Origin of the sequence: Kitasatospora sp. NPDC056273 (genome assembly GCF_042268845.1) — a bacterium.
In the GTDB taxonomy this organism is placed as follows: Bacteria; Actinomycetota; Actinomycetes; order Streptomycetales; family Streptomycetaceae; genus Kitasatospora.
Map to the genome: position 1 here is coordinate 37,495 of NZ_JBHJSJ010000031.1, position 21,223 is coordinate 58,717.

Genomic DNA, 21,223 nt, shown 5'->3' on the forward strand with positions numbered 1-21,223 from the left:
TGATGATGATCACCGCCGTCAAGAGCCTCGCCGACCGGCTCGTCTCCTCGCCGAGGCGTCTGTGGGCAGTGGCTTTCGCGATCCTGTTCGCCCTGAGTGCGTCCTGGTCGATCGCCACCCCGATCGGCGCCTCGCCGGACGAGCACGCCCACCTCATCCGGGCCGCGGCCGTCGCCCGGGGGCAGGTCGAGGGCCGCGAGGTCATGGTCCCGCACCTGGTGGGCGGCATCGAGGGCCAGTTCGCCGAGACCGGGGTCGAGCTCCCGCGGATCTACCAGGAGCTCAAGGACGTCAACTCCTGCTACGTCTTCAAGCCCGAGACCCCGGCCTCCTGCGCGCCGCGGCTCATCGACCGGCCGGGCGAGGCCCTGGTGACCACCGCGGCCGGCCGCTACCACCCGGCGTACTACTTCGCGGTGGGCTGGCCCAGCCTCCTGGTCCCGGGGGCGAAGGGCTTCTACCTGATGCGCCTGATGTCGGCGCTGATCTGCTCCGCCCTGGTGGCGAGCGCGGTGGTCTCGGCGGCCGAGTGGCGGCGGCGGTCCTTCACCCTGCTGGGCACGGTCACCGCGGCCACGCCGATGGCGCTGTTCCTGTTCGGCATGGTCAACCCGAGCGGTCCGGAGATCGCGGCGGGCATCCTGGTCTGGAGCGCCGGGCTGCCGATGCTGATGAACCCGGACCCGCACCTGCTGAACCGCCGGCTGGCCCGGCTGGGCATCGGCGCGCTGGTGCTGATCAGCATCCGCCCGCTGGGCATGATCTGGTTCGCCGGGGCCCTGTTCTTCGCGCTGCTGCTGAGCCAGAAGGGCGCGGTGCGGGAAGTGGTCCGCCGCAAGGTGACCTGGCTCTGGGGCGGTCTGGGCGCCGCGTCCGCCGTCGCGGCCCTGGCCTGGTCGTCGAGCCACCCGGACAACTCGATCATCAACACCCCGAGCGACCTCACCCCGCTGGCCGCGGCCCGGAAGACCTTCGACTTCGGCCTGCTGTACATGAAGCAGATGATCGGCTACTTCGGCTGGCTGGACGCCGAGGCGCCGGCCGCGACGCTGCTGGTCTGGTGCGGGGTGGTGCTCGCCCTGGCGATGTTCGCGCTGTGCTATGCCCGGTTCCGGGACGCCCTGGCGATCGTCGGCGTGATGGTCGGCATCGTGGTGATACCGATAGCGGCTCAGGCCATGCAGGCGCGCCAGCTGGGCATGATCTGGCAGGGCCGCTACCTGCTGCCGTTCGCCGTCGGGCTGCCGATCCTGTGCGCCGCGATCTGCCACGAGCGGCTGCCCTGGGGCGGCTTCGCCTGGCGCCGGCTGCTGGTGATCTCCGGCTTCTCGCTGTCCCTGGTCAACGCCGCGGCCTTCCTCTGGGCGCTGCGCCGCAACACGGTCGGCAGCACCGGCCCGCTGCTGATCAACCCGGCGCACTGGTCCCCGCCCGGCACCTGGATGCTGTGGCTGGCCGTGTACACCCTGGCCGCGCTCGCGCTGGGGCTGTTCGCGGCGGTGTCGGACAACCGGGACCGTCCGCTGCCGCAGTCGGCCGGGGCGGCCGACGGCGGTGCCGCGCAGGATCCGCCCCGGCTCGCCGGGGCCCACGCGGAGGCGTAGGGTCGCGGTGCGGGGGCTGCCCGGTTGTGGTAGGGAGCCCCGCCCCGGCCCGGTTCCCGGGCCGCTTCCGGTGCCGGCCCCGCGACCTGCGGCGTTGCATTTGTTTTGACCGAGCCCGATGCGCTAGGTACGCTCTGACCTTGTGCCTGGGGTGTCCCCGGGTCCTTGTGCGTGCATGCACACCGGTCGCCGCGCCGAGCCGGAGCGCTTCCCAGCGTCCCGCGCGTAGAGCGCCGTCGCTGTACAGCAGCCATGGGATTCCGTGTCGTAACAAGCCCAACACACCCGACCGCGTGGGTCGACCACGGGGCCGTGTGTGAGGGGAGACACCGCAGGTTAGTTCCACCAAGCCTTGGCACACAGAAAACGGAGAAACGGTGCCTACGATCCAGCAGCTGGTCCGAAAGGGCCGGCAGGACAAGGTCGAGAAGAACAAGACTCCCGCGCTGAAGGGTTCCCCGCAGCGCCGTGGGGTCTGCACGCGTGTGTACACGACCACCCCGAAGAAGCCGAACTCGGCTCTCCGCAAGGTCGCCCGTGTGCGCCTCACCAGCGGGATCGAGGTCACCGCTTACATCCCGGGCGAGGGCCACAACCTGCAGGAGCACTCCATCGTGCTGGTGCGCGGTGGTCGTGTGAAGGACCTTCCTGGTGTCCGCTACAAGATCATCCGCGGTTCGCTTGACACCCAGGGTGTCAAGAACCGCAAGCAGGCTCGCAGCCGCTACGGCGCCAAGAAGGAGAAGTAAGAATGCCTCGTAAGGGCCCCGCCCCGAAGCGCCCGGTCATCATCGACCCGGTTTACGGCTCCCCGGTCGTCACCCAGCTGGTCAACAAGATCCTGCTGCACGGCAAGCGTTCCACCGCTGAGCGGATCGTCTACGGCGCCCTCGAGGGCGTCCGTGAGAAGACCGGCTCGGACCCCGTCGTGACGCTGAAGCGCGCGCTGGAGAACGTCAAGCCGGCCCTCGAGGTCAAGTCCCGCCGTGTCGGTGGCGCGACCTACCAGGTTCCGGTCGAGGTCCGTCCGGGCCGCGCCAGCACCCTGGCGCTGCGCTGGATGGTCGGGTACTCCCGCGCCCGTCGCGAGAAGACCATGACCGAGCGCCTGATGAACGAGATCCTCGACGCCAGCAACGGCCTGGGCGCTTCCGTGAAGCGTCGCGAGGACACCCACAAGATGGCCGAGTCCAACAAGGCCTTCGCGCACTACCGCTGGTAGTCCGTACCCCGTCACTAGACAGAGAGAGAACGAGCCACAATGGCTGCAACCTCCCTTGACCTCGCCAAGGTCCGCAACATCGGGATCATGGCGCACATCGACGCGGGCAAGACCACCACCACCGAGCGGATCCTGTTCTACACCGGTGTGTCGTACAAGATCGGTGAGGTCCACGATGGCGCTGCCACCATGGACTGGATGGAGCAGGAGCAGGAGCGCGGCATCACGATCACGTCGGCCGCGACGACCTGTCACTGGACGGTCGACGACGCCGACCACACCATCAACATCATCGACACCCCGGGTCACGTCGACTTCACCGTCGAGGTGGAGCGTTCGCTGCGCGTCCTCGACGGTGCCGTGACGGTGTTCGACGGTGTCGCCGGTGTCGAGCCCCAGTCCGAGACCGTGTGGCGGCAGGCTGACCGCTACGGCGTCCCGCGCATCTGCTTCATCAACAAGCTGGACCGCACGGGCGCGAACTTCTTCTTCTGCGTCAAGACCATCGTGGACCGCCTCGGCGCCACCCCGCTGGTCATGCAGCTCCCGATCGGTGCCGAGTCGGACTTCCAGGGCGTTGTCGACCTGGTCCGCATGAAGGCGCTGGTCTGGTCCGCCGAGGCCGCCAAGGGCGAGATGTACGACATCGTCGACATCCCGGCCGAGCTGCAGGAGCAGGCCGACGAGTACCGCGAGGCGCTCATCGACACGGTCTCGAACGTCAGCGACGAGATCATGGAGCTCGCCCTCGAGGGCGAGGAGATCCCGGTCGAGCTGCTGCAGGCCGCGATCCGCAAGGGCACCCTGAACTCGGACTTCACCCCGATCTTCTGCGGTACCGCCTTCAAGAACAAGGGCGTTCAGCCCCTGCTCGACGCGGTCGTCAAGTACCTGCCGTCCCCGCTGGACATCGAGTCCATCGAGGGCACCAAGCCGGGCGACGACAGCGTCAAGATCTCCCGCAAGGCCTCGGACGACGAGCCGCTCGCCGCGCTCGCGTTCAAGATCATGTCGGACCCGCACCTCGGCAAGCTCACCTTCGTCCGGGTCTACTCGGGCCGCCTGGAGTCCGGCACCTCGGTGCTGAACGCCGTCAAGGGCAAGAAGGAGCGCATCGGCAAGATCTACCGCATGCACGCGAACAAGCGTGAGGAGATCGACTCGGTGGGCGCCGGCGACATCATCGCCGTCATGGGCCTGAAGCAGACCACCACCGGTGAGACGCTGTCCGACGAGAAGAACCCGGTCATCCTGGAGTCCATGGACTTCCCGGCCCCGGTCATCCGCGTCGCGATCGAGCCCAAGTCCAAGGGTGACCAGGAGAAGCTGGGTGTTGCCATCCAGCGTCTCGCCGAGGAGGACCCGTCCTTCCAGGTCAACACGGACGAGGAGACCGGCCAGACCATCATCGCGGGTATGGGCGAGCTGCACCTCGAGGTGCTGGTCGACCGTATGCGCCGTGAGTTCAAGGTCGAGGCCAACGTCGGCAAGCCGCAGGTCGCGTACCGCGAGACCATCCGCCAGGCGGTCGAGCGCATCGACTACACCCACAAGAAGCAGACCGGTGGTTCCGGTCAGTTCGCCAAGGTGCAGATCGCGATCGAGCCGCTCGAGCAGGCCGAGGGCTACGAGTTCGTCAACAAGGTCACCGGTGGCCGCGTTCCGCGGGAGTACATCCCGTCGGTCGACGCCGGTTGCCAGGAGGCCATGGAGTTCGGCATCCTCGCCGGCTACCCGCTGCAGGGTGTCCGCGTGAGCCTGCTGGACGGCCAGTCGCACGACGTCGACTCCTCCGAGCTCGCGTTCAAGATCGCCGGCTCGATGGCCTTCAAGGAAGGCGCGAGGAAGGCCAAGCCGGTCCTCCTCGAGCCGATGATGGCCGTCGAGGTCACCACGCCCGAGGACTACATGGGCGACGTGATCGGCGACATCAACTCTCGCCGTGGCCAGATCCGGTCCATGGACGAGCGTCACGGTGCCCGCGTCGTCACGGCGCTGGTGCCCCTCTCCGAGATGTTCGGCTACGTCGGTGACCTGCGCAGCAAGACCTCTGGTCGCGCGAGCTACTCGATGCAGTTCGACTCGTACGCCGAGGTTCCGAAGAACGTGGCGGACGACATCATCGCCAAGGCCAAGGGCGAGTGACGTCCCGATAATCGGGACGATTACGAAGCCTTAGGCTATTCGGAGGCGTCTCGGGAGGATCCGGTCGGATCCTCCCGGGAGCCTCCGGCCCCCCCACCAGCGGGACGGCACGGGATGTCCTCCGGGCAACCCGCACCAAAACCGATCAAAGACCAACTGGCGTCAGCACGGCGTACAGGAACTGTCCTCAGGAGGACTCAGTGGCGAAGGCGAAGTTCGAGCGGACGAAGCCCCACGTCAACATCGGCACCATCGGTCACATCGACCACGGCAAGACCACGCTGACCGCGGCCATCACCAAGGTGCTGCACGACGCGTACCCGGACCTGAACCCCTTCACGCCGTTCGACCAGATCGACAAGGCCCCGGAGGAGCGTCAGCGCGGTATCACCATCTCGATCGCGCACGTCGAGTACCAGACCGAGGACCGTCACTACGCGCACGTTGACTGCCCGGGTCACGCCGACTACATCAAGAACATGATCACCGGTGCCGCCCAGATGGACGGCGCCATCCTGGTGGTCGCCGCCACCGACGGCCCGATGCCGCAGACCAAGGAGCACGTCCTCCTGGCCCGCCAGGTCGGCGTTCCGTACATCGTTGTCGCCCTGAACAAGGCCGACATGGTGGACGACGAGGAGATCCTGGAGCTCGTCGAGCTCGAGGTCCGTGAGCTGCTCTCCGAGTACGAGTTCCCGGGCGACGACCTGCCGGTCGTCCGCGTCTCCGCGCTGAAGGCCCTCGAGGGCGACGCCGAGTGGGGCCAGAAGCTCCTCGGCCTGATGAAGGCTGTCGACGAGAGCATCCCGACCCCGGCCCGCGCCGTGGACCAGCCGTTCCTGATGCCGATCGAGGACGTCTTCACGATCACCGGTCGTGGCACCGTCGTCACCGGTCGCATCGAGCGCGGCATCCTCAAGGTCAACGAGACTGTCGACATCATCGGCATCAAGGAGACCAAGACCACCACCACGGTCACCGGCATCGAGATGTTCCGCAAGCTGCTCGACGAGGGCCAGGCCGGTGAGAACGTCGGTCTGCTGCTCCGTGGCATCAAGCGCGAGGACGTCGAGCGCGGCCAGGTCATCATCAAGCCGGGTTCGGTCACGCCGCACACCGACTTCGAGGCCCAGTCGTACATCCTGTCGAAGGACGAGGGTGGCCGTCACACCCCCTTCTTCAACAACTACCGCCCGCAGTTCTACTTCCGTACCACGGACGTGACCGGCGTCGTGACCCTCCCCGAGGGCACCGAGATGGTCATGCCGGGCGACAACACCGCCATGACGGTCGCGCTGATCCAGCCGATCGCCATGGAGGAGGGCCTGAAGTTCGCCATCCGTGAGGGTGGCCGCACCGTCGGCGCCGGCCAGGTCACCAAGATCATCAAGTAATTGACGATCTGACCTGCCTGCCTCGTACAGGCTCGTCCGAAGGGCCCCGCGCACCGCACGGTGCGCGGGGCCCTTCGGCGTCTCATGGGCAGTTCACCGGAGCGCACCGCCTTTCAGCGGCCGCTCATCGCAGACTGTTATGGTCGGGCCACCATCCAGCCCGCCGTCGCGGAAAGTGGGACCAACGCATGTCAACGGCACCGCTGTTGTCGGTCGTGATGCCGATCTACAACGAGCAGGAGGCGCTCCCGCTGACCGTCGAACGGCTGCGGCCGATCCTCGACGGGCTCGACGTGGCCTACGAGGTGGTCGGGGTGGACGACGGCAGCACCGACGTCACCCCGGTGCTGATGCAGAAGATCCGCCAGGACTGGCCGGAGTTCCGCATCGTCCGCTTCGCCCGCAACTCCGGGCACCAGGCCGCCCTCACCGCCGGCATCCACCGCGCCCACGGCGACTACGTGGTCTCCATCGACGCCGACCTCCAGGACCCGCCGGAGAAGATCCCCGAGATGCTGGAGCTCGCCCGCGAGCAGCACCTGGACATCGTCTACGGCGTGCGCGGCGACCGCGGCACCGACACCTTCTTCAAGCGGCACACCGCCGGCGGCTACTACTGGCTGATGCGCAAGCTGGTCGGCAAGCGGATGCCCAACCAGGCCGGCGACTTCCGGCTGCTCAGCCGGGCGGCGGTGGACGCGCTCAAGGCGATGCCCGAGCACCAGCCGGTCTACCGGCTGCTGGTGCCGTGGCTGGGCTTCCCCAGCGGCGAGGTGGTCTACGTGCGCGAGGAGCGGGTCGCGGGCAGCACCCACTACCCGCTCTCGAAGATGCTCCGGCTCGCGCTGGACAGCGTCACCAACTTCTCCGCCGCCCCGCTGCGGCTGGCCACCTGGCTGGGGCTGTTCAGCTTCCTGGTCTGCCTCCTGCTGGCGATCTACACCACGGTCGCGTACGCCGTCGGCTCCACCGTGCCCGGCTGGTCCTCGCTGTTCATAGGGATGCTCTTCATCGGCGCCGTGCAGCTGGTCTGCGTCGGCCTGCTCGGCGAGTACGTCGGCCGGATCTACTCGGCGGTCCAGGCCCGGCCCGCGTACTTCGTCGGCTACGACTCCGCCGAGGAGCAGGACCGGTACGGTACGGGCGCGTGAACGAGACCCTCTCCGCGGACCGGGGCGAGCGCGACGAGCCCGTCGGGGCGGCCCGGCCGGTCCGCCGGCAGCTGCCGTCCTTCCTGGTCATCGGGGTGCTGAGCACCCTCTTCTACCTGGCCCTGTTCGTCCTGCTGCGGCTGGTCGCCTCCTCGCAGACGGCCAACCTGGTGGCCCTGGCGGTCAGCGCGGTGGCCAACACCGCGGCGAACCGCCGCTTCACCTTCGGCATCACCGGCTCGGACGGCGCGGTGCGCCACCAGCTCCAGGGCGCGGTCGCGTTCCTGATCGGGCTGGGCCTCAGCAGCGGCGCGCTGGCGCTGCTGGACGCGGCGCTGCCGCACGCCTCCCGGGTGGTCGAGGTGGCCGGGCTGGTGGCGGCCAACGGCCTCGCCACGGTGGCCCGGTTCGTGCTGCTCAAGCTGTGGGTCTTCCGGAGGCGCTGAGCCCGGCGCGCGGCCGGCGGCCGGTACGACGACGGAGGGGACGCGTGCCGCTGCACGCGTCCCCTCCGTGGGTCGGGCCCCGCCGCTACTGCTGCTTCAGCGAGTCCGTGTAGGCCTTGCAGGCCTGGTAGTCCGGCAGCAGGCCGGTGGCGAGCGCCTCCGCGAGGGTGGGCGCGACCGCGTCACGGGCCGAGAGCTGCGGGGCGTCGGTCGGCCACTCGATGCCGAGGTCCGGGTCCAGCGGGTGCACGCCGTGCTCGCCGGTCGGGTTGTACGTCGCCGAGCAGAGGTAGGTCAGCGTGGCGTCGTCGCTCAGGGCGCAGAAGCCGTGGCCGAGGCCCTCCGGGATGTAGACGGCCGTGCGCTCGGTGTCGTCCAGCCGGACGAACTCCCACTTGCCGAAGGACGGCGAGCCGACCCGCAGGTCGACGATGACGTCCAGCACCGCGCCGCGGGTGCAGGCCACGTACTTGGCCTGGCCGGGCGGGACGTCGGCGAAGTGGATGCCGCGGACGACGTCCTTGGCGGACAGCGACAGGTTGGCCTGGGCCAGGTCCAGCGGGTGGCCGACGACCTCGGCGAGGAGGTCGAAGCGGTACCACTCGGTGAAGTGGCCGCGGGCGTCGCCGTGCACCTGCGGGGTGATCTCGAAGGCGCCCTCGATGGAGAGCTCGCGGAACTTCACTTGGCGGCCGCCTCGTCGAGCAGGTCCACCAGGTACTGGCCGTAGCCGCTCTTCAGCAGCGGCTCGGCGAGCTCGCGCAGCTGGGCGTCGTCGATCAGCCCGGCCCGCCAGACGGCCTCCTCGATGCAGCCGATCTTGAAGCCCTGGCGCTCCTCGATGACCCGGACGAACTCCGAGGCCTGGACCATCGACACGAACGTGCCGGTGTCCAGCCAGGCGGTGCCGCGGTCGAGGGTCGTCACGTGCAGGTCGCCGGTGCGCAGGTAGGCGTCGTTGACGGCGGTGATCTCCAGCTCGCCGCGGGCGCTCGGCTCCAGGGTGCGGGCGATCTCGACGACCCGGTTGTCGTAGAAGTACAGGCCGGGGACGGCGTAGCGGGACTTGGGCTCGGTCGGCTTCTCCTCGATGGAGATGACCTGGCCGCTCTCGTCGAACTCGACCACGCCGTACGCGGTCGGGTCGGCCACGGGGTAGGCGAAGACCCGGCCGCCCTTGATGTCGGAGTGCTCGGTGAGCGAGGTGCCCAGACCGGTGCCGTGGAAGATGTTGTCGCCGAGGATCAGGGCCACCGGCTCGTCGCCGATGAACTCCGCGCCGAGCACGAAGGCCTGGGCGATGCCCTCGGGCTTCTCCTGGACGGCGTACTGCAGCTTCAGGCCGAACTGGGAACCGTCGCCCAGCAGCCGTTCGAACTGGTCCCGGTCGTTCGGGGTGGTGATGATCAGGATTTCGCTTATCCCGGCCATCACGAGGGTCGAGAGGGGGTAGTAGATCATCGGCTTGTCGAAGACCGGGAGGAGCTGCTTCGACACCGCACGGGTCAGGGGCCACAGCCGCGAGCCGGTGCCGCCGGCCAGGAGGATTCCACGCATGGGAGCACCCTATTCGAGATCGGTGAACGCGGGAGGGGCCGGGTCGGAGGGGCGTTCGGGCGGCGGTAGACTACGCGCATTATGCGCATCCTCGTGACCGGCGGCGCCGGGTTCATCGGTTCGGAGTTCGTCCGTCAGCTCCTCGGGGCTGACGAGAACGCCCGGATCACGGTCTTTGACAAGCTCACCTACTCGGGCGTCCTGGAGAACCTCGCCCCGGTGGCCGACCACAAGGGCTACACCTTCGTCCAGGGCGACATCTGCGACGCGGACGCCGTCGACCAGGTCATGCCGGGCCACGACGTGGTGGTGCACTTCGCCGCCGAGTCCCACGTGGACCGCTCGATCGCCGGTGCGGGCCCGTTCGTGCTGACCAACGTCGTCGGCACCCAGGTCCTGCTCGACGCCGCGCGCAAGCACGCCGTCGGCCGCTTCGTGCACATCTCCACCGACGAGGTGTACGGCTCGATCAGCGAGGGCTCCTGGACCGAGACCTGGCCGCTGGAGCCGAACTCCCCGTACTCGGCCTCCAAGGCCTCCTCCGACCTGCTGGCGCTGGCGTACCACCGCACCCACGGCATGGACGTCGTGGTGACCCGCTGCTCCAACAACTACGGGCACTACCAGTTCCCGGAGAAGGTCATCCCGCTGTTCACCACCAACCTGATCGACGGCAAGAAGGTGCCGCTGTACGGCGACGGTGGCAACGTCCGCGACTGGCTGCACGTCTCCGACCACTGCCGGGGCATCGAGCTGGTCATGCGCGGCGGCCGCGCGGGTGAGGTCTACAACATCGGCGGCGGCACCGAGGCCACCAACAAGGAGCTGACCGGCCTGCTGCTGGAGGCCGCCGGCGCGGGTTGGGACATGGTCGAGCACGTCGAGGACCGCAAGGGCCACGACCTCCGCTACTCGATCGACATCAGCAAGATCCGTGAGGAGCTCGGCTACGAGCCGCAGGTCCGCTTCGAGGACGGCCTCGCCGCGACCATCGCGTGGTACCGCGAGAACCGCGCCTGGTGGGAGCCGCTGAAGCAGAAGGCGGCCCTGGCCAAGTGACCGCGAACGCCGCCGCGCCCGTGCGCTGGCTGGTCACCGGCGCGGCCGGGATGCTCGGGCAGGACCTGCTCTCGGTGCTGGGCGCCGACGGGACCGCCGAGATCACCGCGCTGCGCCGGGCGGACCTCGACATCACCGACCCGGCGGCCGTCCAGGCCGCCGTCGAGGGCCACGACATCGTGGTCAACTGCGCCGCGTGGACGAACGTCGACGCCGCGGAGGCCGAGGAGGACGCCGCCACCGCCGTCAACGGCACCGGTGTGCGCCACCTGGCCGAGGCCTGCGCCAAGAGCGGCGCGCGGCTGCTGCACGTCTCCACCGACTACGTCCTGCCGGGCGACGCCACCGAGCCCTGCCCGGAGGACGCCCCGACCGCGCCGGTGAACGCGTACGGCCGCGGCAAGCTGGTGGGGGAGCGGGCGGTCGCCGAACTGCTCCCCGAGCACGGCTACGTCGTGCGCACCGCCTGGCTGTACGGCGAGCACGGCCCGAACTTCGTGGCCACCATGCTCAAGCTCGCCGCCCAGCGCGACACCCTGGACGTGGTGGACGACCAGCACGGCCAGCCGACCTGGTCGTACGCGCTGGCCGGCCGCCTGGTCGAGCTCGGCCGGGCCGCGCTCGCCGGGCAGGCCCCGGCCGGGGTCTACCACGGCACCGCGAGCGGCCGGACCACCTGGTGCGGACTGGCCCGCGAGACCTACGCGCTGAGCGGGCTGGACCCGGAGCGGATCCGCCCGACCACGTCGGAGGCCTTCGTCCGCCCGGCCGCCCGCCCCGCCTTCAGCGTGCTGGCCCACGACCGCTGGGCCGCCGCCGGGCTGGCGCCGCTGCCCGAGTGGCGGACCATGCTGGCCGAGGCCCTGGCCACGCCCGTCTTCGCCGAACTGGCCGCCACGGCCCGGACCACGGAGAGCGACAGACCTCAGTGAAGAACGCACTGACGAAGGTGGCTGCCGCGCTACCGCCGGGAACCCTGGCGGTGGCCGGCGGCACCGTCGTACTGGGTGCCGCCTCCTACATCCACCTCGGAGTGGCGGGCCACAGCCTGTCGGTCGACGACATGGCGAACGTCTCGCTGCTGTGGACGATCGTGATGTCGGTCGGCATCGGCGTCTTCTTCCCGATCGAGCAGGAGCTCACCCGGATCGTCTCGGCGCGCGCGGCGCTCGGCCACGGCGCCGCGCCGGTGCTGCGCCGGGCGACCCTGCTCACCGGCGGGATCCTCGCGGCGACCCTGGTCGCCCTCGGCGCCGCCTCCGGCCCGATCGCCCGGTCGATGTTCCACGGCGACCGCTCGCTGGTGCTGGCGCTCGGCGGGGCCTTCACCGGCATGGCCGTCTGCTACCTCACCCGCGGCGTGCTGGCCGGCCTCGGCCGCTTCGGCGCGTACGGCACCCAGCTCGGCCTGGACGGCGGCCTGCGGATCGGCCTGGCCTTCGCCTTCGCCGTGGCCGGTGTGCACTCGGCGCTCGCGTTCAGCCTGATCCTGGCCGTCGCGCCGATCATCGCCACGATCGTCACGCTGCCGCCGCTGCTGCGCGCGGTGAAGCCCGGCGAGCAGGTCGGCTGGTCCGAACTCTGCTCCGGGCTCGGCCTGCTGATCTGCTCGACGCTGCTCTCCCAGGTCGTGGTGAACGCGGCCGTGGTGAGCACCAAGCTGCTCGCGCCCTCCGACTCCGCGCTGATCGCCGCCCTGCTCAACGCGCTGGTGCTGGCCCGGGTGCCGCTGTTCGTCTTCGGCTCGCTCCAGGCCTCGCTGCTGAACGGCCTCTCCGCCGCGATCGCGGTCGGGGACCGGGCCGCCTTCACCGGGATGCTCAAGAAGATCGGCGCCGTGGTCGGCGGGCTCGGCGTGCTCGGCGGCATCCCGGCGGTCGCCCTCGGCCCCTGGCTGATCCAGGTGCTGTTCGGCGCCAAGCCGGTGCTCGGCTGCCTCGACTTCTTCTGGATGTCCGCCGGAACCGTGGCGTACATGTTCGCGATGGTGCTCGGCCAGGCGCTGATGGTATTCAAGCGGCACAACCTTCAGCTGCTCTGCTGGGCGGTCGGCACGGCGGTCCTCGCCGCGATCACCTTCATGCCGGGCGACGTGTCCACCCGCGTGGTCGTTGCGTACACGGCGGGTTCCGTGGCCACCGTCCTCGGTATGCTGGCGGTCCTGAGGCAGAGTTTCGCCCGTTCGGCGACGAACTCCGCCGGCCTCGTCCAGCAGTCGGGGGACCCGAACGCCGCGGTGTTGAGCAGCCGGACGGCCGGTGACTGACCGTGTCCGCCCCTCATCTTCAGATCGCCGCGCAGCAGCGCGGGCCAGACCCCATTCATGGAGCCTCCGTGTCCCAGTACGACGATGTTTGGCTGGTGATCCCGGCCTACAACGAGGGCCAGGTGATCGCCGACGTTGTGGAGGGGGCGCGAAAGACGTTCCCGAACATCGTGGTCGTCGATGACGGCAGCGGCGACGACTCGGCCAAGCACATCATGGAGACGGGCGCGCACCTGGTGCGCCACCCGGTCAACCTCGGCCAGGGTGCCGCCCTCCAGACCGGCCTCGCCTACGCCCTGGCCCAGCCGGGCGCCAAGTACTTCGCCACCTTCGACGCGGACGGCCAGCACCAGACCGCCGACGTCGAGAAGATGGTCGCCCTGCTGCGGGAGGGCGACACGGACGTCGTCCTCGGCTCGCGCTTCATCGAGCAGAACGGGCAGGTGCCGTGGATCAAGCGGGTCGTCCTGCGCACCGCGGCGACCGTCAGCCCGACCGCTCGCAAGCTCAAGCTGACCGACGCCCACAACGGTCTGCGCGTGCTGAACCGCGAGGCCGCCGGCCGGCTGCGGATCACCATGAACGGCATGGCGCACGCGTCGGAGATCGTCAGCTTCCTCGCCGGCTCGGACCTCCGGGTCGCCGAACTCCCGGTGGACATCCTGTACACCGACTACTCACGCGCCAAGGGTCAGTCCCTGATCAACGGCGTCAACATCATCTTCGACATCTCGCTGCGGGAGCGTAGCCGCCGATGAAATTCTTCTGGATCCAGCTGGTTCTCATTCTCGGCTCGGTCACTCTCGCCTTCATGTTCATCCGGCGTTGGGACCGTGCCAACACCCGCGCCTGGAAGCGCATCGCGTTCTCGGTCTTCGTGGTCGTGAACATCTACGCGGTGCTGCGTCCCACCGACGTGACCTGGCTGGCCCACCAGCTCGGCGTCGGCCGCGGCACCGACCTGGTGCTGTACGGGATGGTGCTGGGGATGGGCTTCCTGACCCTGAACACCTTCCTGCGCTTCCGCTCGCTGGAGAAGAAGCTCACCGACCTGGCGCGGACCGTGGCGATCAACGAGGGCGCCCGCCTGAACGAGGAGCGCTTCGACCTGGACCTGCCGGTCTCGGCGCCGGTCGACCGCAGCAAGGCCTGATCCCGTGGCGACCTTCGAGTTCATGCTGCCGTACTACGGCGACGTGGCGCTGATGCAGGCCGCGGTGCGGAGCATCCTCGCGCAGACCGACCGGGACTTCCGGCTGACCGTCATAGACGACGGCAAGGAGCCGGACGTCCCGGGCTGGTTCGCCTCGCTCGGCGACGACCGGGTGAGCTACCTGCGCAACGAGCGGAACCTCGGCATCACCAAGAACTTCCAGAAGTGCGTGGAGCTGTCCACGGCCGACCACGTGGTCATCATGGGCTGTGACGACCTGCTGCACCCGCACTACCTGGAGACCGTCCGGGCGATCGTCAAGGACAACCCGGACCTGGGCATGGTGCAGCCGGGTGTCGAGGTCATCGACGGCAACGGCGAGGTCAGCCGCTCCGGCCTGGCGGACAACGTCAAGGAGAAGATCTACGCGCCGACCGTCAAGGGCCGGCGGCTGATGGGCGGCGAGGAGCTGGCCGCGAGCGTGCTGCGCGGCAACTGGCTCTACTTCCCGTCGATCTGCTGGCGGGGCGAGGCGCTGCGCGCGGTCAACTTCCGCGACGAGTACTCGGTGATCCAGGACCTGGCCCTGGTCGTCGACCTGCTGGAGCGCGGCGAGCAGATGCTGGTGGACAACACCACCGTCGTTTTCCAGTACCGGCGGCACGCCGTCAGCGAGTCCTCGGTGCAGGCCTTCTCCGGCACCCGGTTCACCGAGGCGGAGCGGTACTTCAACGCGGTGGCGGAGCGGATGGACGCCCGCGGCTGGCCGAAGGCCGCCCGTGCGGCCCGGTTCCGCAGCGCCTCGCGCCTGCACGCGCTGACCATGCTGCCGGGCGCCCTGAAGCGCGGCGAGCGGGCCGGCGCCAAGGTGCTGGTCCGCCACGCGCTGACCGGCGGCGACCGGCACTGACCGCTCGCACCCACTGGTACGGCACTGGGCCGGTAGTCCGAGTTCGGACTACCGGCCCAGTGGCGTTCGCGGGCGGCCCGCCGGGGGCTACTCGCCGAAGCCGGAGGGGCCCAGCGGGTCGGGCTGCCGGGGCGGGTACGGGTTGACCTTCGGGCACATCAGCTTCCCGGGGTCGGGCAGCGGCACGAGCAGGTCGCTGATGTCCCGCGGCTGCTTGCACTGGCCGTTGGGCGCGTAGCGCGAGCAGTGCCCCTTGGTGTCGGCGGTGCTCTGCGCGATCCAGGCCAGCGCGCCGGGGCCCCAGTGCGGGTCCGGCATGTACTTGCTGGCGGTGGCGGAGCCGGCCATGCCGAAGAGCAGGCCCAGCGCGCAGATGGCGCCGACGGCCACACCGCGCGGGTTGAGGCGCAGCGGCAGCCGGCGGCCGGTGTCCTCGGCCGACTCGGCGGCGGGGGCCGCGGCGGGGCCCTGGCGGCGGCGGACGACCAGGTAGCACGCCAGGCCGACGAGGACCAGCAGGCAGTAGAGCAGCTGGGCGCTGGTGCGCGGGTAGAGCATGACGGCCTGGTCGCGCTCCATGTGGGAGGCGTACCAGTAGCGCATCAGCAGGGCGCTCGCGGTGCAGGCGGCGGCGGTCAGGACGGTGGTCCGGCCGATCCCGAGGGCCAGCGCCACGCCCAGGCCGACCAGCAGCAGGATCGTGAAGAGGCCGACTCCGCCGATCTCCCCGGGGACCGGCCAGGTGCTCTGGCCGTCGGTGCCGGGGAGGTCGTCGCGCCACATCGCGAAGTAGGTCGGCTCGGTGTAGGTGTCGAAGTAGCAGTACCGGTCGATGGTGCTGCCCGCGGAGCCGAGCAGCCGGACCAGGTAGACGCCGGAGACGAGCAGGAAGACGCCGCCGGCGGCGCCGATCGCGCACAGGCCGTTGAGCAGGCCGCGGGTGCCGCCGGTCCGGCGGGCGCGCAGCAGCAGCACCACGGTGAGCACCACCACTCCGGCCGCGGACCACACGAACCAGCCGGAGTAGAGGAGGAACAGCAGCCCGATCCCGAGGCCGAGCACGGCGCCGCGGACGGCCGCGGTGCGGCGCGGGAGCTCCGGGGCGCGCTGGAGGAGCTGCATCAGCTTCGCCAGCACGGGGAGGAAGGCGACGAGCACGAAGGTGGTGTACGGCTTGTACGGCTGCGCCATCGGCAGGGCGGCGGTGACGCCGATCCCGAGCGCCCAGAGCGGGGGCAGCAGCAGGCGCCAGGACAGGTAGGCGAGCGGGCCGAGCATCGCGACGAACAGCAGGTCGACGAGCTTGAGCGCGTAGCCGACCTGCCCGTGGGTGACGTGCTCGGCGACGAAGGCGACGATGTGCGGGAACAGCGGCGGGTAGGCGCCGTCGAGGGACTTGCCGTCCATCAGGGCGCCGACCCAGGCCTGGAGGCTGCCGGAGTCGCCCTGCTGGGCGTACAGCGGCCAGTTGGTGTCGCGCAGCGCGAGCGAGATGCCGGCGGCCAGGACGCCGGAGGACAGGCCGGCGACCGCGGCGGCGGCGAACCGCACCGGGAGGTCCGCCCAGCGGCGCATCGCCGGCACCAGGACCAGGACGACGACGCCGATCAGCAGCAGGAGCCGGAGCTGGAGCGCGGCGAGGCCGCTGACCTGGCCGACCCTCGACATGGGGTTCAGCCGGACGGACCAGGCCAGCCCGGTCATCAGCAGCGCCGCCGTGGCCGCGGTCAGGATCTCCGCGGTCCAGAGGACGGCGGGGAGGCGAAGAGCGGCGGCCCGTCTCCTCTGACTGGGCGGTATGCCCTGATGCCTGCCCTCGGCGGGGGCGGGCTGGACGCTCGTCGTCACTGTTCGGTCCTTCTGCTCTCCCGCAGCGGTTCGGATGCGGGGGCGGTGTGTGGTTTCGGTGGCCGGACACCGCGATTCTGCCAGCACCTCGGTCGGGGGATCCGCACGGGCCGAACCACCGTTCCCGTACGGGCCGTTGTCGTCAACGGGGGAGGCGCGCGTTGGCTCCGGCCGATCACCGCGTGGCACACTGCCGATGCGCTTCGACGAGTGGTGGGAACCGTGGCGCGCCGTCCGGAGCCGGCCATGACGAGATCGTCAACTCATACAAGTAGGGAAGTGTCTCGGTGCAGCCGCTGATCGACTCTGCCCACACGTCCGACGGGCCGGGCCGGGGTGAGGAAGGCGGCGGGAGCGCGCCCGCCACCCGGGCCCTGGCCGTGCCGCCCCGGCTGCGGGCGCTGGCCGCCCACCGCTGGTTCTGGCCGGTGGTCCTGCTGCTCGGGTACGGCGGCCAGGTGGCGTTCCGCCTGGTGCTGTCGATCCACAACTACTTCCCGTCGGTGCACGCCGACGAGGACTCCTACCTGGTGATCGCGCGGGTGCTGGCCGGACGGCCGACCACCGAGATGCCGGTCGGCGTGGTGATCCCCGGCGGGTACCCGCTGCTGATCTCGCCGGCGCTGCGGATCGCCGACACCCCGGCCGCCGCGTACCACCTGATCATGGGCATCAACGCGCTGCTCAACGCGCTGGTGTTCCCGCTCGCCGTGGCGGCGGCGCGCCGGGTGGGCCTGTCCCGGCCGCACGCGTACCTGGTGGGCGCCGCCGTGGCGCTGGTGCCGCCGGTGGTCTTCTACTCCCAGTTCGTGATGTCGGACACCGTGCTGCCGGTGATCCTGCTGGCCTGGCTGCTCGCGATGCACGGCTGGCTCTCGCCCGGCACGACGCGCCGCCGCGCGCTGTACGCGGCCGGGACGGGCCTGGCGGCCGGCTTCTCGATGGCCACCCACGACCGCGGCGGCGTGGTCGTGGCGCTGACCGCGCTGGTCCTGGTGGTGGTGCTGGCCGTCGGTTGGGCGCCGCGGCTCGCCTCGCTGGCCGGCGTCGGCGGGCTCGGGCTGTCGTACCTGGGCGCGAAGCTGCTGGCGCGCTTCGTCGAGAACCAGTTCAAGGACGTGCCGCCGAGCACCGTCGGCAACAAGGTCTTCGAGAACCTCGGGGACAGCAAGTACATCGGCACGATCATCGCCCGCACCTTCGGGCAGCTCTGGTACTTCATGACCTCGACGTACGGCTTCGGGGCGGTCGCCCTGGTGCTGTGCGTGGTGGTCGTCTTCCGGCGCCGGTACACGGTGGCCGAGCGGGTGGTGGCCTTCACCATGGTGGCCCTGCTGTTCGGCACCGCGCTGGCCTCGGCGGCCGGGCTGGCGGACAACGACCGGACCGACAACTGGGTGTACGCCCGGTACTGCGCGGTGCTGGTGCCGATGTTCATGGTGGTCGGCCTGGCCGCGCTGTGGCGGGCCGGGGTCCGCGCGCTGCTGTGGACGGCGCTGGCCGGCGTGGCGGCGATCGGGATCATCCAGCTGTCGGTCGGCGCGTACGCGGGCGCCGCGCTCAAGCTCTGGGTCAGTCCGTGGACGGTGCCGGACGCGATGTTCCTGGCCTCGACCTGGGACGACCTGCACATGGTCCGGACGAGCTTCGGCGCGCTGGCGGTGCTGGGCGCCTGCCTGCTGCTGCGGGTGGCCGGCGGGCGCCGGGTGGTGGCCGCGGTGGTGGGGTGCGTGACGCTGTTCGCCGCCTACGCGACGGTCGCCGTCACCGACAACGTCTCCGAGCCGCACGCCAAGGCCCGCAAGTACCAGGCGGTGGGCGTGGCCAAGGAGGCGGGCCTGCGCAAGGGCGACAACGTCGTCCTGGACATGGACCTCGACTGGGACACCCGGATGTCGATGGCCTACGAGGTCTACTGGGGCCGGGTCTGGTCGGACGACCTGAAGGACGGCTCCGCCCCGCCGGAGGCGGCCACCGCGTACCTGGCCGGCTGGAGCAAGGGCGACCTGCCGCAGACCAGCTGGCCGGACGCGCGGCCCGGCTGGCACGTCGCGAAGTTCAACAAGGACCGGGGCTGGGTGCTCTGGCGCAAGGACTGAGCGGGGACGTCACCCCATCGGGGCCGGTGAGGAGCGCCTCACCGGCCCCGATTGGCATCCGGGCTGCTCCATGTGGCAGTATGTCCAAGTTGCTCGGTTGAGTGCCGATGCTGCGCGCCTCCCGCCGGGAGGACCGGAAGCGAGTCCCATGTACTCGTCGTTCCCGTGATGGCCGTCAAGCGTGAGTTCTACGCCACGGCAGCTGCGGGGCGAAAGTACGGGAATCTTCCGGGAAGCGTGTGCGGGGCCTCGACCCGGCACCCCTCACCCCGAAAGTTTTAAACCGACGAATTACTTCGCCGGTTTTTTGCAAGCGCGAGTGCGACACGCCCGAGCGCGGGGGTCGGAGGGGGAGTCGCGAAGTGACTAAGGACAAAGGACTACTGAGTAGCCATGGCGGGACAGAAGATCCGCATCCGGCTCAAGGCCTACGACCACGAGGTCATCGACTCCTCGGCGAAGAAGATCGTCGAGACGGTGATTCGTACTGGTGCGCAGGTCGCGGGCCCGGTGCCGCTGCCCACTGAGAAGAACGTGTACTGCGTCATCCGCTCGCCGCACAAGTACAAGGACTCGCGCGAGCACTTCGAGATGCGTACTCACAAGCGTCTGATCGACATCCTCGACCCCACGCCGAAGACGGTTGACTCGCTCATGCGTCTCGACCTGCCGGCTGGCGTCGACATCGAGATCAAGCTCTGAGAGGCGCACCGAAGATGGCTAAGCAGATTAAGGGCATCCTGGGCGAGAAGCTCGGCATGACCCAGGTCTGGGACGAGAACAACCGGGTCGTCCCGGTGACCGTCGTCAAGGCTGGGCCCAATGTCGTGACCCAGGTCCACACCGCCGACAGCCCGGCCGGCTACGACGCCGTCCAGATCGGCTTCGGCGAGATCGACCCCCGCAAGGTGAACAAGCCCCTCGCGGGCCACTTCGCCAAGGCCGGTGTCACCCCGCGCCGCCACCTGGTCGAGCTCCGTACCTCGGACGCCTCCGAGTACACCCTGGGCCAGGAGATCACCGCCGAGCTGTTCGAGGCGGGTGTCAAGGTCGACGTGACCGGCACCTCCAAGGGCAAGGGCTTCGCCGGTGTCATGAAGCGCCACAACTTCCGGGGCCTCGGCGCCGGTCACGGTGTGCAGCGCAAGCACCGCTCGCCCGGCTCGATCGGTGGCTGCGCCACCCCGGGTCGCGTGTTCAAGGGCGTACGGATGGCCGGCCGGATGGGCCACGAGCGTGTGACCACCCAGAACCTGACCATCCATGCCGTTGACGCGGAGAAGGGGCTGCTCCTGATCAAGGGCGCAATCCCGGGCCCGAACGGCGGCCTCGTCCTCGTCCGCACCGCGGCGAAGGGGCTGTGAGGATATGAGCACCATTGACATCCTGTCGCCCTCGGGCGACAAGACCGGCAGCCTCGAGCTTCCGGCCGAGATCTTCGACGCGAAGGTCAGCGTTCCGCTGATGCACCAGGTCGTCGTGGCGCAGCTCGCTGCGGCCCGTCAGGGCACCCACAAGACCAAGACTCGTGGCGAGGTCCGCGGTGGCGGCAAGAAGCCGTACCGCCAGAAGGGCACCGGCCGCGCCCGTCAGGGCTCGACCCGTGCGCCGCAGTTCGCCGGCGGTGGCGTCGTGCACGGTCCCGTGCCGCGCGACTACTCGCAGCGGACCCCGAAGAAGATGATCGCCGCCGCTCTGCGCGGTGCGCTCACCGACCGGGCCCGCCACAACCGCATCCACGTCGTCACCGACGTGGTCGCGGCCGAGGTGCCGTCGACCAAGGCCGCCAAGAGCCTGTTCGGCAAGATCACCGAGCGCAAGAACGTCCTCCTGGTCGTCGAGCGCGAGGACGAGCTGGGCCTGAAGTCCGCTCGCAACCTGCCGCACGTGCACATCCTGGACGCCGGTCAGCTGAACACCTACGACGTGCTCGTCTCCGACGATGTGGTCTTCACCCAGGCCGCCTTCGAGCGTTTCGTGGCCGGTCCGGCCGCGTCCGCCAAGGCCGTTGCCGCTGAGGGCGAGCTCGAAGGGAGCGCCGCCTGATGAGCGACGTTACGAGCAAGACGTTCACGGACCCCCGTGACGTCCTGGTGAAGCCGGTCATCTCCGAGAAGAGCTACAGCCTTCTCGACGAGAACAAGTACACGTTCATCGTGTCGCCGGGCGCCAACAAGACCCAGATCAAGCAGGCCGTCGAGGCGGTCTTCTCGGTCAAGGTCGAGGCTGTCAACACGATCAACCGTCAGGGCAAGCGCAAGCGCTCCAAGACGGGCTTTGGCAAGCGCAAGGACACCAAGCGCGCCATCGTGACGCTGGCCGAGGGCAACCGCATCGACATCTTCGGTGGTCCGGTCTCCTAACGGAGA

21 protein-coding genes are annotated in these 21,223 nt (G+C 69.7%); 18 read left to right on the plus strand and 3 right to left on the minus strand.

Going from position 1 to position 21,223, the window contains the following annotated elements:
• Positions 1–2: 2 nt before the first annotated feature.
• From ACFCY1_RS25280 to ACFCY1_RS25310, 7 genes are all read left to right on the plus strand, one after another.
• Positions 3–1,604 (plus strand): DUF2142 domain-containing protein, encoded by a 1,602-nt coding sequence (locus tag ACFCY1_RS25280; protein ID WP_049649029.1) that lies wholly within the window; start codon positions 3–5, stop codon positions 1,602–1,604.
• A gap of 377 nt (positions 1,605–1,981) precedes the next feature.
• Positions 1,982–2,353: a 30S ribosomal protein S12 gene (rpsL, locus tag ACFCY1_RS25285; protein WP_014144289.1), complete on the plus strand. Its 372-nt coding sequence runs from the start codon at positions 1,982–1,984 to the stop codon at positions 2,351–2,353.
• Positions 2,354–2,355: 2 nt separating this feature from the next.
• On the plus strand, positions 2,356–2,826 hold the full coding sequence (rpsG, locus tag ACFCY1_RS25290; RefSeq protein ID WP_030055803.1) for a 30S ribosomal protein S7: 471 nt from the start codon (positions 2,356–2,358) through the stop codon (positions 2,824–2,826).
• Positions 2,827–2,865: 39 nt separating this feature from the next.
• The gene (gene fusA, locus ACFCY1_RS25295; protein ID WP_049649030.1) at positions 2,866–4,971 is read left to right on the plus strand and encodes an elongation factor G; all 2,106 of its coding nucleotides are present in this window, start codon (positions 2,866–2,868) and stop codon (positions 4,969–4,971) included.
• A gap of 200 nt (positions 4,972–5,171) precedes the next feature.
• On the plus strand, positions 5,172–6,365 hold the full coding sequence (gene tuf, locus ACFCY1_RS25300) for an elongation factor Tu (RefSeq protein WP_049649031.1): 1,194 nt from the start codon (positions 5,172–5,174) through the stop codon (positions 6,363–6,365).
• Between the two features lie 188 nt (positions 6,366–6,553).
• Complete coding sequence (locus tag ACFCY1_RS25305) at positions 6,554–7,516, plus strand: glycosyltransferase family 2 protein (RefSeq protein WP_049649032.1); 963 nt, start codon at positions 6,554–6,556, stop codon at positions 7,514–7,516.
• Positions 7,513–7,962: a GtrA family protein gene (locus ACFCY1_RS25310; RefSeq protein WP_375876154.1), complete on the plus strand. Its 450-nt coding sequence runs from the start codon at positions 7,513–7,515 to the stop codon at positions 7,960–7,962. Before ACFCY1_RS25305 ends, ACFCY1_RS25310 begins: the two co-directional genes overlap by 4 nt.
• Before the next feature lie 85 nt (positions 7,963–8,047).
• On the opposite strand, the gene rfbC is transcribed toward ACFCY1_RS25310, so the two are convergent.
• Both rfbC and rfbA read right to left on the minus strand, forming a co-directional pair.
• Positions 8,048–8,647, minus strand: a complete 600-nt coding sequence (gene rfbC / locus ACFCY1_RS25315) for a dTDP-4-dehydrorhamnose 3,5-epimerase (protein ID WP_049649033.1) — start codon at positions 8,645–8,647, stop codon at positions 8,048–8,050.
• A complete protein-coding gene (rfbA, locus tag ACFCY1_RS25320) occupies positions 8,644–9,519 on the minus strand; it encodes a glucose-1-phosphate thymidylyltransferase RfbA (protein WP_375876155.1) in 876 nt (291 codons plus the stop codon). Before rfbA ends, rfbC begins: the two co-directional genes overlap by 4 nt.
• 81 nt (positions 9,520–9,600) lie before the next feature.
• On the opposite strand from rfbA, the gene rfbB reads away from it, so the two are divergent.
• The 6 genes from rfbB to ACFCY1_RS25350 all read left to right on the plus strand — a co-directional run bounded on the left by rfbB (position 9,601) and on the right by ACFCY1_RS25350 (position 14,907).
• Entirely contained in the window at positions 9,601–10,578 is a 978-nt protein-coding gene (gene rfbB / locus ACFCY1_RS25325) for a dTDP-glucose 4,6-dehydratase (protein WP_049649035.1), read from the plus strand.
• Complete coding sequence (gene rfbD / locus ACFCY1_RS25330) at positions 10,575–11,510, plus strand: dTDP-4-dehydrorhamnose reductase (protein ID WP_074003961.1); 936 nt, start codon at positions 10,575–10,577, stop codon at positions 11,508–11,510. Before rfbB ends, rfbD begins: the two co-directional genes overlap by 4 nt.
• Positions 11,507–12,844: a lipopolysaccharide biosynthesis protein gene (locus tag ACFCY1_RS25335; protein ID WP_181970608.1), complete on the plus strand. Its 1,338-nt coding sequence runs from the start codon at positions 11,507–11,509 to the stop codon at positions 12,842–12,844. The genes rfbD and ACFCY1_RS25335 overlap by 4 nt, the downstream gene beginning before the upstream one ends.
• 68 nt (positions 12,845–12,912) lie before the next feature.
• Entirely contained in the window at positions 12,913–13,602 is a 690-nt protein-coding gene (locus ACFCY1_RS25340) for a glycosyltransferase family 2 protein (protein WP_049649036.1), read from the plus strand.
• Positions 13,599–13,997 (plus strand): DUF2304 domain-containing protein, encoded by a 399-nt coding sequence (locus ACFCY1_RS25345; RefSeq protein ID WP_049649037.1) that lies wholly within the window; start codon positions 13,599–13,601, stop codon positions 13,995–13,997. Before ACFCY1_RS25340 ends, ACFCY1_RS25345 begins: the two co-directional genes overlap by 4 nt.
• A 4-nt stretch (positions 13,998–14,001) precedes the next feature.
• A complete protein-coding gene (locus ACFCY1_RS25350; protein WP_198959420.1) occupies positions 14,002–14,907 on the plus strand; it encodes a glycosyltransferase family 2 protein in 906 nt (301 codons plus the stop codon).
• 87 nt (positions 14,908–14,994) lie between these two features.
• Here the strand turns inward: ACFCY1_RS25350 and ACFCY1_RS25355 are convergent, their stop codons facing one another.
• Positions 14,995–16,755: a hypothetical protein gene (locus tag ACFCY1_RS25355; protein WP_159028300.1), complete on the minus strand. Its 1,761-nt coding sequence runs from the start codon at positions 16,753–16,755 to the stop codon at positions 14,995–14,997.
• A 287-nt stretch (positions 16,756–17,042) separates the two neighbouring features.
• Here ACFCY1_RS25355 and ACFCY1_RS25360 point away from each other — a divergent pair, with 287 nt between their 5' ends.
• From ACFCY1_RS25360 to rplW, 5 genes are all read left to right on the plus strand, one after another.
• Positions 17,043–18,854, plus strand: a complete 1,812-nt coding sequence (locus tag ACFCY1_RS25360; RefSeq protein WP_049649039.1) for a hypothetical protein — start codon at positions 17,043–17,045, stop codon at positions 18,852–18,854.
• 393 nt (positions 18,855–19,247) lie between these two features.
• Positions 19,248–19,556, plus strand: a complete 309-nt coding sequence (gene rpsJ, locus ACFCY1_RS25365; protein ID WP_012785157.1) for a 30S ribosomal protein S10 — start codon at positions 19,248–19,250, stop codon at positions 19,554–19,556.
• A 14-nt stretch (positions 19,557–19,570) separates the two neighbouring features.
• Positions 19,571–20,218: a 50S ribosomal protein L3 gene (gene rplC / locus ACFCY1_RS25370; protein ID WP_030055817.1), complete on the plus strand. Its 648-nt coding sequence runs from the start codon at positions 19,571–19,573 to the stop codon at positions 20,216–20,218.
• 4 nt (positions 20,219–20,222) lie between these two features.
• Positions 20,223–20,900, plus strand: coding sequence for a 50S ribosomal protein L4 (rplD, locus tag ACFCY1_RS25375; RefSeq protein WP_049649040.1), 678 nt, complete (start codon positions 20,223–20,225; stop codon positions 20,898–20,900).
• Positions 20,900–21,217, plus strand: coding sequence for a 50S ribosomal protein L23 (gene rplW, locus ACFCY1_RS25380; RefSeq protein WP_030280768.1), 318 nt, complete (start codon positions 20,900–20,902; stop codon positions 21,215–21,217). Before rplD ends, rplW begins: the two co-directional genes overlap by 1 nt.
• Positions 21,218–21,223 lie beyond the last annotated feature (6 nt).

What these genes read in the sequence shown, in the direction of transcription:
- rpsG (WP_030055803.1), top strand. Translation starts at nt 2,356, where the DNA reads ATGCCTCGTAAGGGCCCCGCCCCGAAGCGCCCGGTCATCATCGACCCG.
- rpsJ (WP_012785157.1), top strand. Translation starts at nt 19,248, where the DNA reads ATGGCGGGACAGAAGATCCGCATCCGGCTCAAGGCCTACGACCACGAG.
- rplC (WP_030055817.1), top strand. Translation starts at nt 19,571, where the DNA reads ATGGCTAAGCAGATTAAGGGCATCCTGGGCGAGAAGCTCGGCATGACC.
- rfbA (WP_375876155.1), bottom strand. Translation starts at nt 9,519, where the DNA reads ATGCGTGGAATCCTCCTGGCCGGCGGCACCGGCTCGCGGCTGTGGCCC.
- ACFCY1_RS25345 (WP_049649037.1), top strand. Translation starts at nt 13,599, where the DNA reads ATGAAATTCTTCTGGATCCAGCTGGTTCTCATTCTCGGCTCGGTCACT.
- rplD (WP_049649040.1), top strand. Translation starts at nt 20,223, where the DNA reads ATGAGCACCATTGACATCCTGTCGCCCTCGGGCGACAAGACCGGCAGC.
- ACFCY1_RS25280 (WP_049649029.1), top strand. Translation starts at nt 3, where the DNA reads ATGATGATCACCGCCGTCAAGAGCCTCGCCGACCGGCTCGTCTCCTCG.
- ACFCY1_RS25305 (WP_049649032.1), top strand. Translation starts at nt 6,554, where the DNA reads ATGTCAACGGCACCGCTGTTGTCGGTCGTGATGCCGATCTACAACGAG.
- rfbB (WP_049649035.1), top strand. Translation starts at nt 9,601, where the DNA reads ATGCGCATCCTCGTGACCGGCGGCGCCGGGTTCATCGGTTCGGAGTTC.
- rplW (WP_030280768.1), top strand. Translation starts at nt 20,900, where the DNA reads ATGAGCGACGTTACGAGCAAGACGTTCACGGACCCCCGTGACGTCCTG.
- fusA (WP_049649030.1), top strand. Translation starts at nt 2,866, where the DNA reads ATGGCTGCAACCTCCCTTGACCTCGCCAAGGTCCGCAACATCGGGATC.